Raw genomic sequence first — 14,178 nt, forward strand, 5'->3', positions numbered from 1 at the left:
AGGATACGCAAAGTCCATGAGCCGCAAAGCCAGCATCTCCCGCAAGACCAACGAGACGGCCGTTTCGGTGACGGTCGACATCGACGGCACGGGCACGTCGAAGATCTCGACCGGCATCGGCTTCTTCGACCACATGCTGGACCAGCTGTCGCGCCATTCCCTGATCGACATGGAGATCGAGACCAAGGGCGACCTGCATGTCGACGATCATCATGCGGTCGAGGACACGGGGATCGCGATCGGCCAGGCGATCGCCAAGGCGCTCGGCGACCGGCGCGGCATCACCCGCTACGCCTCGCTCGACCTCGCCATGGACGAGACGATGACGCGGGCTGCGGTCGACCTTTCCGGCCGGCCGTTCCTCGTCTGGAACGTCGCCTTCTCAGCGCCGAAGATCGGCACCTTCGATACCGAGCTCGTGCGGGAGTTCTTCCAGGCGCTGGCGCAGAACGCCGGCATCACCCTGCACATCCAGAACATCTACGGCGCCAACAACCATCATATCGCCGAGACCTGCTTCAAATCCGTCGCCCGGGTGCTGCGCACGGCAACCGAAATCGATCCCCGCCAGCAAGGCCGCATCCCCTCGACGAAGGGGTCGCTGGCCTGACCGGCAGACCGGCAGGACAATCCCGTTGACCACCGCGAGCTACCTGATCCTGACACCGCCCGGCGAACCGGCCGCGGCCGAGAAGGCGGCCTTCATCCGCGACGGCTTCCGCTGGACTGCCTTCTTCTTTCCGGCGATCTGGCTCCTGGTCCACCGGCTGTGGTTCTGGGGCGTCCTCGCCCTTGTCGCGCAGTTCGCCGCCTCGGCGCTGTCGGCCTCGCCGCAGCTCGGCGTTGCCGGCTGGGTGCTGTCGCTCGCGATCTCCATCCTGACGGCGCTCGAGGGACCGCAGGCGCTCGTGCGTGCCCGCGAGGCGGGCGACTGGACGCTGCGCTCCGTCGTGACCGCGCCGGACCTGGAGACAGCGGAGATGATCTACTACGGCGCGCAGGAAACACCGGACAAGACGACGGCGGCGGCCCTGCCCGCGTCCGACACCTCGACCAAGGCCACCCGCCCGCCGGCGCTCGGCCTTCTCGGCTATGACGGAGACTGACACATGCGCGTGGCCATCATCGACTACGGCTCGGGCAACCTGCGCTCCGCCACCAAGGCCTTCGAGCGCGCGGCCCGCGAGGCCGGCATCGCAGCCGAGATCGACCTCACTGACCGTCCGGAGCGCGTCGCCTCGGCCGATCGCATCGTCCTGCCCGGGGTCGGCGCCTATGCCGACTGCCGCCGCGGACTGGACGCCGTCGACGGCATGGCCGATGCGCTGCGGGAGGCCGTCGGGCTCGCCGCCCGGCCCTTCCTCGGCATCTGCGTCGGCATGCAGCTAATGTCCTCGCGCGGGCTGGAAAAGACCGTTACCGAGGGGCTCGGCTGGATTTCCGGCGACGTCGCGCTGATGGAGCCCGACGATCCGGCACTGAAGATCCCGCAGATCGGCTGGAACACGCTCACGCTGCGCTCCGAACACCCGCTGTTTTCCGGGATTGCCACCGGCGACGGCGGCCTGCACGCCTATTTCGTCCACTCCTACCACCTGAAGGCGGAGAACCCGGACGACGTGATCGCGACCGTCGACTATGGCGGGCCGATGACCGCCTTCGTCGCCCGCGACAACAAGGCGGGCGCGCAGTTCCACCCGGAAAAGAGCCAGGCGCTCGGCCTCGCCCTGATCACCAACTTCCTGCGCTGGAAGCCCTGAAGAGCCACGGACGACTGACAGATGATCCTCTTTCCCGCCATCGACCTCAAGGACGGCCAGTGCGTGCGCCTCAAGCTCGGCGACATGGACCAGGCGACGGTCTACAACCCCGATCCCGCCGCTCAGGCGGCCGCCTTCGAGGCGCAGGGCTTCGAATGGCTGCATGTGGTCGACCTCAACGGCGCCTTTGCCGGCGAGACGGTCAACGGGGCCGCGGTCGACGCCATCCTGAAGGCGACCAAAAACCCGGTGCAGCTCGGCGGCGGCATCCGCACGCTGGAGCATATCGAGAACTGGCTGTCGCGCGGCCTGGCCCGCGTCATCCTCGGCACGGTCGCCGTGCGCGACCCGGCGCTGGTGATCGAGGCCTGCCGGCGCTTCCCCGGCCGGGTCGCCGTCGGCATCGACGCCAAGGGCGGCAAGGTCGCGGTGGAGGGCTGGGCCGAGGCGTCCCAGCTCGGCGTGATCGAGCTTGCGAAGAAATTCGAGGGCGCCGGGGTGGCGGCGATCATCTACACCGACATCGACCGCGACGGCATCCTGGCCGGCATCAACTGGGCTTCCACGCTCGAGCTCGCGGGCGCGGTGTCGATCCCCGTCATCGCCTCGGGCGGCCTCGCCTCGATGGACGATATCCGCCGGATGCTCGAACCCGACGCCGCCAAACTCGAGGGTGCGATCTCCGGCCGCGCGCTCTATGATGGCCGGATCGATCCGCAGGAGGCGCTAGCGCTGATCCGCGCGGCGAAAGGAGGCAAGGCATGAGCCTGAAAGCCCGCGTGATCCCCTGCCTGGACGTCAAGGACGGCCGCGTCGTGAAGGGCGTCAGCTTCGTCAACCTAATCGATGCCGGCGATCCGGTGGAATCGGCCAAGGCCTATGACGCAGCCGGTGCCGACGAGCTGTGCTTTCTCGACATCACCGCCTCCTCCGACAACCGCGACACGATCTTCGACGTCGTCGCGCGCACGGCCGAGCACTGCTTCATGCCGCTGACGGTCGGCGGCGGCGTGCGCAGCCTCGCCGACATCCGCAAGCTGCTGCTGGCCGGCGCCGACAAGGTCTCGATCAACTCGGCGGCGGTGAAGGATCCCGACTTCGTCGCTGCGGCCGCCGACAAGTTCGGCAACCAGTGCATCGTCGTCTCCATCGATTCCAAGAAGGTCTCCAAGGACGGCGAGGTGGACCGCTGGGAGATCTTCACCCATGGCGGGCGGCAGGCGACCGGCATCGATGCGGTGGCCTTTGCCGAGAAGATGGTGGAGCGCGGGGCGGGCGAACTGCTTTTGACCTCCATGGACCGCGACGGCCAGAAGGGCGGCTACGACATCGCGCTGACGCGCACGATCGCCGACCGGGTGCCGGTGCCGGTGATCGCTTCGGGCGGCGTCGGCACCCTCGACCACCTCGTGGAGGGAATCCGCGACGGCCATGCGACCGCGGTGCTCGCCGCCTCGATCTTCCACTTCGGCACCTATACGGTGGGCGAGGCCAAGCGCTACATGGCCGACCACGGCATCGCCATGCGGCTCGACTGAGGAGGGGGACATCGGATGAGCGCATTCACTCTTGCCGATCTGGAGCGGATCGTCGCGATACGGGCGGCAGCCTCGCCGGAGGAATCCTGGACGGCGAAACTCGTCGCCGCCGGCCAGCCGAAGGCTGCCAAGAAGCTCGGCGAGGAAGCCGTCGAGACGGTGATCGCCGCGATCGAAAACGATCGCGCTTCGCTGGTCAGCGAAAGCGCCGACCTGCTCTACCATCTGATGGTGGTGCTGAGGATCGGCGGCGTCGGTCTTGCCGACGTCATGCAGGAACTGGAACGGCGGACCGGCCAGTCCGGGATCGCCGAGAAGGCGGGTCGGCCGACATGATCTCGCAGCCTCCCCATGGCAAGAACCGGGCCGACATCCCCGACGACTACGGCAACCACCACTATTCGCCCTACCGGTTCTTCTCGGCGGACGAGTGGTCGCAGTTTCGCGCCGACACGCCGCTGACGCTGTCGGCCGACGAGGTGCAACGGCTGCGTTCGCTGAACGACCCGATCGATCTCGACGAGGTGCGCCGCATCTACCTTTCCTTGTCCAGGCTGCTTTCGGCGCATGTGGAATCCTCGCAATTGCTGTTCCAGCAGCGCAAGCGGTTCCTGAGCCTTTCGGACGAATCGAAGACGCCCTTCGTGATCGGCATTGCCGGCTCGGTGGCGGTCGGCAAGTCGACCACCGCCCGCATCCTCGCCGAGCTCTTGTCGCGCTGGCCGTCGAGCCCGAAGGTCGATCTCGTGACCACCGACGGCTTCCTGCATCCGAACGCGGTGCTGAAGCGCGAGAACATGATGGACCGCAAGGGCTTCCCCGAAAGCTACGACATGGGCGCGTTGCTGCGCTTCCTGTCGGCGATCAAGGCGGGCCAGCCCAATGTCAAGGCGCCGACCTATTCGCACCTGACCTACGACGTCCTGCCCGACCAGTTCCAGGTGATCCACCGGCCGGACATCCTGATTTTCGAGGGCATCAACGTGCTGCAGTCGCGCAGCCTGCCGGCGGACGGCAAGGTGGTGCCGATGGTCTCCGACTTCTTCGACTTCTCCATCTATATCGACGCTGACGAGGCGCTGATCCACAGCTGGTATGTCGAGCGCTTCATGCGGCTGCGCGAGACCGCGTTCCGCAACCCGGATTCCTACTTCAACCGCTATTCGCAGGTGAGCGAGGACGAAGCAAAGTCGATCGCCGAAGGGCTCTGGCAGAACACCAACCTGAAAAACCTGCGCCAGAACATCCTGCCGACCCGGCCGCGTGCCGACCTGATCCTGCAGAAGGGCGAGAACCACCTGGTCGAGACGGTCGGCCTGCGCAAGATCTGACTGGCCACGGAACCGTCAGGGATCGACGCGCCTGAGGGTCAGGTTGATCCGGCCGCCGCCCCTCAGGAGCGTCGACGTGCCGGGATAGATGCGGTCGACGCCGTGGAAGCTGAGCCGGCTTTCCCCGCCCAGGACCACCACGTCGCCGCTCGAAAGCCGTAGCGAGCGGGTCGGATCCTTGCGCGCGGTGCCGCCGATGCGGAACAGGCACTGGTCGCCGAGCGAAACCGAGACGACCGGTGCTTCGAGGTCGCTTTCGTCCCGGTCCTGGTGCAGGCCCATCTTCGCCGTTGGGTCATAGAAATTGACGAGGCAGGCCTGCGGCGGCTTCGGATAGCCGGATACCTCCGCCCAGAGGCGCATCAGGCTCGCCGGGATCGGCGGCCAAAGTTTTCCCGTGACGGGGTGACGGTCCTGATAGCGGTATCCGCCGTCCCTGTCCGTGACCCAGCCGAGCGCGCCGCAATTGGTCATGCGGACCGACATCGGCTGGCCGCTCCTCGGCATCACCGGCACGTAAAGCGGGGCCGCAACGGCAACCGCGCGGATCTCGCCGACGAGAGCCTCCTGTGCGGCGCGGTCGAAATGGCCGGGCAGGTAGCGGAAGCCGGGGATCAGCTCGTGTCCGGTCATCGACGCTTCGGTCCCGCCGCCTGCCGCCGGATCACGCGCCATCGATATCGGGAATGCGCAGCACCTGGCCGGGGTAGATCTTGTCAGGGTCGCTCAGCATCGGCCGGTTGGCCTCGAAGATCACCGTATGCTTGGGGCCCTTGCCCTTGCCATAGGCGGCCTCGGCAATCTTCCAGAGGTTGTCGCCCTTCTTCACCGTGTGGAACACCGGCTCTTTAGCCGGAGTCGCCGCCTTCACCAGCGCCGACATGTCGGCGTCGGCGAGCTTCAGGCCGGATTCCGGCGCGACGATCTTGAGATCCGCTGCCTCGACCTTGGATATGCCGAGCGTATTGCCGACGGCGACCACCGCCTTCTCGAAGATGCTCTGGTCGGCCACCACGCCCTTCAGCACGCACTTGTCGCCGTCCACCGAGACCTCGACCTTGTCCGTGCCGAGCCCGAAGGAATCCAGCTCCTTCTTGACGGCTTCGGCCTGCGGCGGCTCGTCGTCGCCCCCGATGCCGAGCTTCTTTCCTGCATTCTTGATAAAGCTGAAGAGACCCATGACGTCCTCCAATCCTGGACCCGCACCCGGTCGACCCGCTGTCGTGCAGAAGAAAGCTAGGTCATCGGCGGGCATCTTCAACCCGGTTCGAAGGACGGGTGCTCAATCGTTCGACGGCTTGGCCCGCATGCGCTTGACGTCGGAGCGGCCGGCCTTCTCCTTCAGCCTGCGCTCGACCGCGCCCTTGGAGGGCCGGGTCTTCTTGCGCGGCGGCGGTGGCGGCTCGGCCGCCTCCAGGATCAGGGCCTTCAAGCGCTCGCGCGCGTCCTCGCGGTTGCGCTCCTGGCTCCGGAACCGGTTTGCCTCGATCATCAGCACGCCGTCCTTGGACAGCCGGCGGCCAGCCAGCCTGGCCGCATTGGCCTTGACCCGCTCGCTCAAAGACGGCGAGCTCCTGAGATCAAAGAACAGCTGGACGGCGGTCGAGACCTTGTTGACGTTCTGGCCGCCGGGACCGCCCGCCAGCACGAACTGCTCGACCAGCTCCCAGCCGGCGATGATGATGGAACCCCTGATGGGAAGCGGATCGCTGGCCATGGCCCTTTCCTTGCGTGGATGGCCCTGCATAGCGCATGTGCCGCCAAAAGCGAAATCCGCCCCGAGCGCACCGCCGGACATGAAAAACCCGGCCGGAGCCGGGTTTCACGTGAATCATGGCTTTCAGGGAGCCTATTCGGCTGCGATGCGCAGGCCGGGCGCTGCGTCGCGGACGCTGCCGTCCACATGCTCCTCGAACTTCGAGAAGTTGGCGACGAACATGTCGACCAGCTTGCGGGCCTGGCGATCGTAGGCCAGCCCGTCCGCCCAGGTCGAGCGGGGATCGAGGATCTTGGTGTCGACGCCCGGCACCGAGATCGGAACCTCGAAGCCGAAATTGTCGTCCCGGCGGAACAGCGCATCGTTCAACGAACCGTCGAGGGCAGCCGAGAGCAGCGCGCGGGTCGCCTTGATCGGCATGCGGCGTCCTTCGCCGTATGCGCCGCCGGTCCAGCCGGTATTGACCAGCCAGCAGGCAACGCCGTGCTCGGCGATCAGCCGCTTCAAGAGGTTGCCGTACTCGGCCGGATGGCGCGGCATGAAGGGGGCGCCGAAGCAGGTGGAGAAGGTCGCTTCCGGCTCGGTGACGCCACGCTCGGTGCCGGCCACCTTTGCCGTGTAGCCGGACAGGAAGTGGTACATCGCCTGGTCCGGCGTCAGTCGCGCGATCGGCGGCATGACGCCGAAGGCATCGGCCGTCAGCATGATGATCGTCTTCGGATGGCCGGCCCTGCCCGTCTCGCTGGCATTCGGGATGAAATGCAGCGGATAGGCGCAGCGGGTGTTCTCCGTCAGCGAAGCGTCATCGAAATCCGGAACGCCGTTGGCGTCGAGCACCACGTTCTCCAGGACCGTGCCGAAGCGCTGGGTCGTGGCATAGATCTCCGGCTCGGCCTCGGCGGACAGGCGGATGGTCTTGGCGTAGCAGCCGCCCTCGAAGTTGAAGATGCCGTTCTCGCCCCAGCCGTGCTCGTCGTCGCCGATCAGCGTGCGGTTCGGGTCGGCCGACAGCGTCGTCTTGCCGGTGCCCGAGAGGCCGAAGAAGACCGCGGTATCGCCGTCCGGGCCGACGTTGGCCGAGCAGTGCATCGGCATCACGCTCTTCGCCGGCAGGATGTAGTTCAGCGCGGTGAACACCGACTTCTTCATCTCGCCGGCATAATAGGTACCGGCGATCAGGATCAGCCCGTTGGTCAGGTCGCAGGCGATCATCGTCTCGGTGCGGGCGCCGTGGCGCTCGGGGTCGGCCTTGAAGGTCGGCATGTCGATGATCGTGAGCTTCGGCAGGAAGCCCTCGAGCGCGTCCTGGGCGGGACGGATCAGGAGGTTGCGGATGAACAGCGAGTGCCATGCGAGCTCGGTGACCACGCGCGTCGGCAGGGCGTACTCGCTGTCGGCGCCGCCGATCAGATCCTGCACGAACAGGTCCTTGCCGGCCGCATGCGCCAGCATGTCCTTCTTCAGCGCCTCGAAATGGGCGGGCGACAGTTCCTTGTTGTTGTCCCACCAGATCTGGCCGGTGGTGTTGTCGTCGCGGACGACGAACTTGTCCTTCGGCGAGCGACCGGTGTGCTGGCCGGTCAGGGCACGCAGGGCACCGTGGGCCGTCTTGACAGCCTCGCCACGCCCCAGCGCTTCTTCATAGAGATCTGCTTCCGTGAAGTTGTAGCGGACCGTTCCCGTGTCCGTGAAGCCGATCGATTCGAGACCGCAAGAGGGGTTGCGAATGCCCAGTTCCTTCATGGCCCAGTTTTCCTTCGCGTTGAGTGGAATGGATGGATTTTTTCGGAAACTAACTTCTGGCGCGGCGCTTGACAAGCGAACTTTCAAAAAAGGCTAATAATATCAGTATATTAATCGATTTAAGAAATAGTCTGACTTTTTAAATCGTTTAGAAAATCGATTTAAATGCCGCTTCGACAACCGCGCTGACCGCCGCCGGATGGCCCGCCAAGACGCTTGCCACAATTTGTTCCACCTTTACCCCCAAAGGAGGCGCACCATATCGATGGCCGGGAAATCGTGTCCCCGGCAGATCAGTGAGGCGAACATGACCATGGAGACGAGCAGGATGCAGACAATCGCGCTGGTGGACGACGACAGGAATATCCTGACGTCCGTTTCGATTGCGCTGGAAGCCGAGGGATACCGTGTGGAGACCTACACGGACGGCGCATCCGCTCTCGACGGGCTTCTCGCCCGCCCGCCGCAGCTGGCGATCTTCGATATCAAGATGCCGCGCATGGACGGCATGGAGCTTCTGCGGCGCCTGCGGCAGAAGTCGGACATCCCGGTGATCTTCCTGACGTCGAAGGACGAAGAGATCGACGAGCTGTTCGGCCTGAAGATGGGCGCGGACGACTTCATCACCAAGCCCTTCTCGCAGCGCCTGCTGGTCGAGCGCGTCAAGGCGGTGCTTCGGCGCGCCTCCAGCCGCGAGGCGGCGGCCGCGGGTGTCGCGGTGCCGGCCAAACCCGGCGACGCGCAGGCACGTTCGCTCGAGCGCGGACAGCTCGCCATGGACCAGGAGCGCCATACCTGCACCTGGAAGAACGAGCCGGTCACGCTGACGGTCACCGAATTCCTGATCCTGCACGCGCTGGCGCAGCGCCCGGGCGTCGTCAAGAGCCGCGATTCGCTCATGGACGCCGCCTATGACGAGCAGGTCTATGTCGACGACCGCACCATCGACAGCCACATCAAGCGGCTGCGCAAGAAGTTCAAGATGGTCGATGCCGACTTCGACATGATCGAGACGCTCTACGGCGTCGGCTACCGTTTCCGCGAGAGCGCCTAACCGCCGACAGACAGGCCGAGGGGCCGAAAGCCGCCGCCCGGATGCGATTTTGCTTGCATACGGGTGGGCGGCGGTGGCATCCCAGCCGGGACGGAGGCGGCCAGAAGCCGTTCAGGACCATTGACTGCTGTACCGGAAAACGCGCTGGACAAGGAATTGGACGACCTCGAGGGCCGCCCGGCCCCCCGGCATGTGCGCTCTTACTGGACCTATCCCTTCAAGCTGATCCGCCGGATCTTCGGCAACGCCGTCTTCTCCAGCCTGACGCGCCGGATCCTGTTCTTCAACCTCGTCGCGCTCGTCGTCCTCGTCGCGGGCATCCTCTACCTGAACCAGTTTCGCGAGGGCCTGATCGATGCCCGCGTGGAGAGCCTCCTGACGCAGGGCGAAATCATCGCCGGTGCGATCTCGGCCTCGGCTTCGGTCGACACCAACTCGATCACGATCGATCCCGAGAAGCTGCTCGAGCTGCAGGCCGGCCAGAGCATCACGCCGCTGCCGAACGACGAAGACCTCGATTTTCCCATCAATCCGGAGCGGGTCGCCCCCGTTCTCAGGCGCCTCATCTCGCCCACCCGGACGCGTGCCCGCATCTACGACACCGATGCGAACCTCCTGCTCGATTCCCGGCACCTCTATACGCAAGGGCAGGTGCTGCGCTTCGACCTGCCGCCGGTGGAGCCGGAGGAGACGTCGTTCTTCGACACGTTCAACGCCTGGTTCAACCGGATCCTCCAGCCGGGCAACCTGCCGGAATACAAGGAAGCCCCCGGCGGCGACGGCTCCATCTATCCGGAAGTGATGAACGCGCTGACCGGGGTCCGCGGCGCGGTCGTCCGCGTCACCGACAAGGGCGAGCTGATCGTCTCGGTGGCCGTCCCCGTCCAGCGATTCCGCGCCGTGCTGGGCGTGCTGCTGCTTTCGACCCAGGCCGGGGACATCGACAAGATCGTGCATGCCGAACGGCTGGCGATCATGCGCGTCTTCGGTGTGGCGGCCCTCGGCAACGTGTTCCTGTCGCTGCTATTGTCCAGCACGATCGCCAACCCGCTGCGTCGGCTTGCGGCCGCCGCCATCCGGGTCCGCCGCGGCGGCGCCAAGGAACGCGAGGAAATTCCCGACTTCTCCTCGCGCCAGGACGAGATCGGCAACCTGTCGGTGGCGATCCGCGAGATGACGACGGCGCTCTACGACCGCATCGATGCGATCGAGAGCTTCGCCGCCGATGTCAGCCACGAGCTCAAGAACCCGCTGACGTCGCTGCGAAGTGCGGTGGAGACCCTGCCGCTCGCCCGCACCGACGAATCCAAGAAGCGGCTGATGGACATCATCCAGCACGACGTCCGGCGGCTGGACCGGCTGATCAGCGATATTTCCGACGCCTCGCGCCTCGACGCCGAGCTTGCCCGCAGCGATGCGAAGACCGTCGATCTCGAAAAGATCCTCGGCGACCTCGTCGACATCTCGCGCCAGATCCGCAGCAACAAGAAGCCGGTCATCCTCGACTTCGTCGTGGACCGCAACGACAATCCGAAGGCGCGCTTCGACATCAGCGGCCACGAACTGCGCATCGGCCAGATCATCACCAACCTGATCGAAAATGCCCGCTCCTTCGTTCCCGAGCAGGGCGGGCGCATCGTCGTGCGGCTGTCGAACGGGCGCAACGGTCGGCGGATCGTCAAGATCGAGGACAACGGTCCCGGCATCCAGGCGGAAGACATCGACCGCATTTTCGAGCGCTTCTACACCGACCGGCCCGACAGCGAAGGGTTCGGCCAGAATTCCGGGCTCGGGCTGTCGATCTCGCGGCAGATCGCCGAGGCGCATGGCGGCACGCTGAAGGCCGAGAACATCATCGACCGCGGCACCGGCGAGATCAAGGGTGCGCGCTTCCTCCTGTCGCTTCCGGCGGCCGGACGCAGGCAATGAGCCGGGCCACGAACATCCACGGCACGGCGATCGTCGTCGGCACCACCGGCCTGCTCTTCATCGGCCCGTCCGGTTCCGGCAAGACTGCCGCAGCGCTCCATTGCATCGGCCGGGCACGCGAGCGCGGCCTGTTCGCAGCGCTCGTCTCCGACGACCAGGTGCTGCTCGAGGTCGCAGGCGGACGCATTCTCGCGCGCCCGCCTGCGACGATCGCGGGAATGGCCGAGATCCGCGGCTCCGGCGTCGTCCAGGTGGAGACGATCGGCTGCGCAATCCTTGGGCAGGCCATCCGACCCGTCCGTGTTCCGTTCGACGAACGCATCGCGCCCGAAGACGAGCAAAGCGAAATTCTCCCCGGACATCGCCTGCCGGTGGTGCGCCTGCCGGTCGCCGACGGGTTCGACTGCTTCGAAAGGCTGGTGCGCCTGCTGCCCCTTCTGGTCCGGAATTGATGCGCAAGCACTCCGAAATGGCCTTGATGAGGTATTTTTAACTTGCACTCGGCCTTTTCATCGACAAGATGACCTCCCCAACGGTGGACGACTTTTTCGCAGTGCGGTATTGGCGTCGCCTAAATGTTGGGCAATTGGAGCGGTGCTTATGATCGGACTGGTGCTTGTCACCCACGGCAAGCTGGCGGAGGAGTTCCGTCTCGCGCTGGAGCACGTCGTGGGGCCGCAAGAGGCGATCGAAACCGTCTGCATTGGCCCGGAAGACGACATGGACCAACGCCGGCAGGACGTTCTGGAGGCCGCACAGCGCGCCGATCGCGGCCAGGGCGTCATCATCCTGACCGACATGTTCGGCGGCACGCCTTCCAACCTCGCCATCTCCGTCATGAACAGCGGCTCGGTCGAAGTGATCGCCGGGGTGAACCTGCCGATGCTGATCAAGCTCGCGGGCGTTCGCAACGACGGCGACATGGAGCGCTCGCTCGTCGAGGCCTCGGAAGCGGGGCGCAAGTACATCAATGTTGCCAGCCGCGTCCTCAGCGGCAAATGACGATGGATGCGCCAAACCCCATGCACGGTTCGATTATGTCCCTGTCCAAGGATCTTCTGATCATCAACAAGCGAGGCCTGCACGCCCGTGCATCGGCCAAGTTCGTGCAGACCGTCGACGGTTTCGACGCCGAGGTGACGGTGTCCAAGGACGGCATGACGGTGGGCGGCACGTCGATCATGGGCCTGATGATGCTGGCCGCGAGCCCGGGCTGCTCGGTGCACGTCACGGCCGCCGGGGCGCAGGCCCACGAGGTGCTTGCCGCGCTCGAGGCCCTCGTCGCCAATCGCTTCGGCGAGGAAATGTGATCCTCCTCGTCGATATAAAGATATAAAGACTTCTTTATATCCTGGTTGCCACCCCTGACGTTTCCTGCTAAGCGTGCGCCAGACCGCGGACGGGCGGATCCGCTCGCGCCGGCGTTCGCGCCGCAACTGTCCGGCCCGCGCCAGCGCGCAGCGCCGGAACACGACCCAATTCAGTCTGGAGACACGCATGAGCAACACCAAGGATTATCACGTTGCGGACATCGGCCTTGCCGACTTCGGCCGCAAGGAAATTGCGATCGCGGAAACGGAAATGCCGGGGCTGATGGCCTGCCGCGACGAGTTCGGGGCGGCCAAGCCGCTGAAGGGCGCCCGGATCACCGGCTCCCTGCACATGACCATCCAGACCGCCGTTCTCATCGAGACTCTCGTCGCACTCGGCGCCGAGGTTCGCTGGGCCTCCTGCAACATCTTCTCCACCCAGGACCATGCCGCAGCCGCCATCGCAGCCGCCGGCATCCCGGTCTTCGCGGTCAAGGGTGAGACGCTCGAGGAATACTGGACCTATACCGACCAGATCTTCCAGTGGGCCGACGGCGGCCTTTCGAACATGATCCTCGACGACGGCGGCGACGCCACCATGTACATCCTCCTCGGCGCGCGCGCCGAGGCCGGCGAGGACGTGCTCTCCCATCCGGGTTCAGAAGAGGAAGAGATCCTGTTCGCGCAGATCAAGAAGCGCCTGAAGGCTTCGCCCGGCTGGTTCACCAAGCAGCGCGACGCCGTCAAGGGCGTCACCGAGGAGACGACCACCGGCGTCAACCGTCTCTACCAGCTGCAGCAGAAGGGCCTCCTGCCCTTCCCCGCGATCAACGTCAACGACAGCGTCACCAAGTCGAAGTTCGACAACAAGTACGGCTGCAAGGAATCGCTCGTCGACGGCATCCGCCGCGGCACCGACGTGATGATGGCCGGCAAGGTCGCCGTCGTCTGCGGCTACGGCGATGTCGGCAAGGGCTCGGCAGCCTCGCTGCGCGGTGCCGGCGCCCGCGTCAAGGTCACGGAAATCGACCCGATCTGCGCGCTGCAGGCCGCCATGGACGGCTTCGAGGTCGTCCAGCTCGAGGACGTCGTCAGCTCCGCCGACATCTTCATCACCACGACCGGCAACAAGGACGTCATCCGCATCGAGCACATGCGCGAGATGAAGGACATGGCGATCGTCGGCAACATCGGCCACTTCGACAACGAGATCCAGGTCGCCAGCCTGCGCAACCTCAAGTGGACGAACATCAAGCCGCAGGTGGACATGATTGAGTTCCCGAAGGGCAACCGGATGATCCTTCTTTCCGAGGGTCGCCTGCTGAACCTCGGCAACGCCACCGGCCATCCGTCCTTCGTCATGTCGGCGTCGTTCTCGAACCAGGTGCTCGCGCAGATCGAGCTCTACAAGAACAACGGCAAGTACGAAAACGAGGTCTACGTCCTGCCGAAGCACCTCGACGAGAAGGTGGCTCGCCTCCATCTCGCCAAGCTCGGCGCCAAGCTGACCGAGCTTTCCGAGGAGCAGGCCGCCTATATCGGCGTGACGACCCAGGGTCCGTTCAAGGCCGAACACTACCGGTACTGATCCTTACCCGACTTATCCACAATATGTGGTTGGCCGCAGCCTTGACAGGGCTGCGGCTTCTTTTTTGCCCGCGCGCCTTCCCGCAGATTCGGGATGGAAGTATGGTTATGTCGTTGATTCGACGCCATGATGGGGATCTCGGATACTGCTCGTCGCGAGCGACGTGCAGGCGATCGTGCGCCTCCATCGGCTGCCGGCCTGCCCCGTT

At 65.4% G+C, this 14,178-nt stretch carries 17 protein-coding genes; 13 read left to right on the forward strand and 4 right to left on the reverse strand.

Annotated elements, in window-relative coordinates; genetic code table 11:
* Nucleotides 1-16: 16 nt before the first annotated feature.
* From hisB to coaA, 7 genes are read left to right on the forward strand one after another with little or no spacing between them, the layout of a single operon-like run.
* Nucleotides 17-610 (forward strand): imidazoleglycerol-phosphate dehydratase HisB, encoded by a 594-nt coding sequence (gene hisB, locus P0086_RS10790; protein WP_275785321.1) that lies wholly within the window; start codon nucleotides 17-19, stop codon nucleotides 608-610.
* A 25-nt stretch (nucleotides 611-635) separates the two neighbouring features.
* The gene (locus P0086_RS10795; protein WP_162702461.1) at nucleotides 636-1,106 is read left to right on the forward strand and encodes a DUF2628 domain-containing protein; all 471 of its coding nucleotides are present in this window, start codon (nucleotides 636-638) and stop codon (nucleotides 1,104-1,106) included.
* A 3-nt stretch (nucleotides 1,107-1,109) separates the two neighbouring features.
* Complete coding sequence (gene hisH / locus P0086_RS10800) at nucleotides 1,110-1,760, forward strand: imidazole glycerol phosphate synthase subunit HisH (RefSeq protein ID WP_275785323.1); 651 nt, start codon at nucleotides 1,110-1,112, stop codon at nucleotides 1,758-1,760.
* Nucleotides 1,761-1,781: 21 nt separating this feature from the next.
* Nucleotides 1,782-2,525 (forward strand): 1-(5-phosphoribosyl)-5-[(5-phosphoribosylamino)methylideneamino]imidazole-4-carboxamide isomerase, encoded by a 744-nt coding sequence (gene hisA, locus P0086_RS10805; protein ID WP_275785326.1) that lies wholly within the window; start codon nucleotides 1,782-1,784, stop codon nucleotides 2,523-2,525.
* Complete coding sequence (gene hisF, locus P0086_RS10810) at nucleotides 2,522-3,298, forward strand: imidazole glycerol phosphate synthase subunit HisF (RefSeq protein ID WP_275785329.1); 777 nt, start codon at nucleotides 2,522-2,524, stop codon at nucleotides 3,296-3,298. Before hisA ends, hisF begins: the two co-directional genes overlap by 4 nt.
* 15 nt (nucleotides 3,299-3,313) lie before the next feature.
* Complete coding sequence (locus P0086_RS10815; RefSeq protein WP_112610425.1) at nucleotides 3,314-3,634, forward strand: phosphoribosyl-ATP diphosphatase; 321 nt, start codon at nucleotides 3,314-3,316, stop codon at nucleotides 3,632-3,634.
* On the forward strand, nucleotides 3,631-4,629 hold the full coding sequence (gene coaA, locus P0086_RS10820) for a type I pantothenate kinase (protein WP_148657099.1): 999 nt from the start codon (nucleotides 3,631-3,633) through the stop codon (nucleotides 4,627-4,629). Before P0086_RS10815 ends, coaA begins: the two co-directional genes overlap by 4 nt.
* A 15-nt stretch (nucleotides 4,630-4,644) precedes the next feature.
* On the opposite strand, the gene P0086_RS10825 is transcribed toward coaA, so the two are convergent.
* The 4 genes from P0086_RS10825 to P0086_RS10840 form a co-directional block, all read right to left on the reverse strand.
* Entirely contained in the window at nucleotides 4,645-5,262 is a 618-nt protein-coding gene (locus P0086_RS10825) for an alpha-ketoglutarate-dependent dioxygenase AlkB (protein WP_275785336.1), read from the reverse strand.
* 31 nt (nucleotides 5,263-5,293) lie between these two features.
* Nucleotides 5,294-5,809 carry a peptidoglycan-binding protein LysM gene (lysM, locus tag P0086_RS10830; RefSeq protein WP_112610431.1) on the reverse strand — a complete coding sequence of 172 codons (516 nt, stop codon included), beginning with the start codon at nucleotides 5,807-5,809 and terminating at the stop codon, nucleotides 5,294-5,296.
* Between the two features lie 102 nt (nucleotides 5,810-5,911).
* Nucleotides 5,912-6,346: an alternative ribosome rescue aminoacyl-tRNA hydrolase ArfB gene (gene arfB, locus P0086_RS10835; protein ID WP_112610433.1), complete on the reverse strand. Its 435-nt coding sequence runs from the start codon at nucleotides 6,344-6,346 to the stop codon at nucleotides 5,912-5,914.
* A gap of 132 nt (nucleotides 6,347-6,478) precedes the next feature.
* The gene (locus P0086_RS10840; protein WP_275785340.1) at nucleotides 6,479-8,089 is read right to left on the reverse strand and encodes a phosphoenolpyruvate carboxykinase; all 1,611 of its coding nucleotides are present in this window, start codon (nucleotides 8,087-8,089) and stop codon (nucleotides 6,479-6,481) included.
* 328 nt (nucleotides 8,090-8,417) lie between these two features.
* Between P0086_RS10840 and P0086_RS10845 the strand changes: the two genes are divergently transcribed.
* The 6 genes from P0086_RS10845 (at nucleotide 8,418) to ahcY (ending at nucleotide 13,970) form a co-directional block, all read left to right on the forward strand.
* Nucleotides 8,418-9,143, forward strand: coding sequence for a response regulator transcription factor (locus tag P0086_RS10845; RefSeq protein ID WP_112596983.1), 726 nt, complete (start codon nucleotides 8,418-8,420; stop codon nucleotides 9,141-9,143).
* A gap of 192 nt (nucleotides 9,144-9,335) precedes the next feature.
* Nucleotides 9,336-11,072: a sensor histidine kinase gene (locus P0086_RS10850; protein ID WP_275786146.1), complete on the forward strand. Its 1,737-nt coding sequence runs from the start codon at nucleotides 9,336-9,338 to the stop codon at nucleotides 11,070-11,072.
* Entirely contained in the window at nucleotides 11,069-11,524 is a 456-nt protein-coding gene (locus P0086_RS10855) for an HPr kinase/phosphorylase (protein WP_275785344.1), read from the forward strand. The genes P0086_RS10850 and P0086_RS10855 overlap by 4 nt, the downstream gene beginning before the upstream one ends.
* Nucleotides 11,525-11,672: 148 nt before the next feature.
* Nucleotides 11,673-12,074 carry a PTS sugar transporter subunit IIA gene (locus P0086_RS10860; RefSeq protein ID WP_112596927.1) on the forward strand — a complete coding sequence of 134 codons (402 nt, stop codon included), beginning with the start codon at nucleotides 11,673-11,675 and terminating at the stop codon, nucleotides 12,072-12,074.
* A 32-nt stretch (nucleotides 12,075-12,106) separates the two neighbouring features.
* The gene (locus P0086_RS10865; protein WP_162702472.1) at nucleotides 12,107-12,382 is read left to right on the forward strand and encodes an HPr family phosphocarrier protein; all 276 of its coding nucleotides are present in this window, start codon (nucleotides 12,107-12,109) and stop codon (nucleotides 12,380-12,382) included.
* A gap of 187 nt (nucleotides 12,383-12,569) precedes the next feature.
* The gene (gene ahcY / locus P0086_RS10870) at nucleotides 12,570-13,970 is read left to right on the forward strand and encodes an adenosylhomocysteinase (protein ID WP_275785347.1); all 1,401 of its coding nucleotides are present in this window, start codon (nucleotides 12,570-12,572) and stop codon (nucleotides 13,968-13,970) included.
* Nucleotides 13,971-14,178 lie beyond the last annotated feature (208 nt).

The organism is Mycoplana sp. MJR14, assembly GCF_029210525.1.
Taxonomy (GTDB): Bacteria; Pseudomonadota; Alphaproteobacteria; order Rhizobiales; family Rhizobiaceae; genus Mycoplana.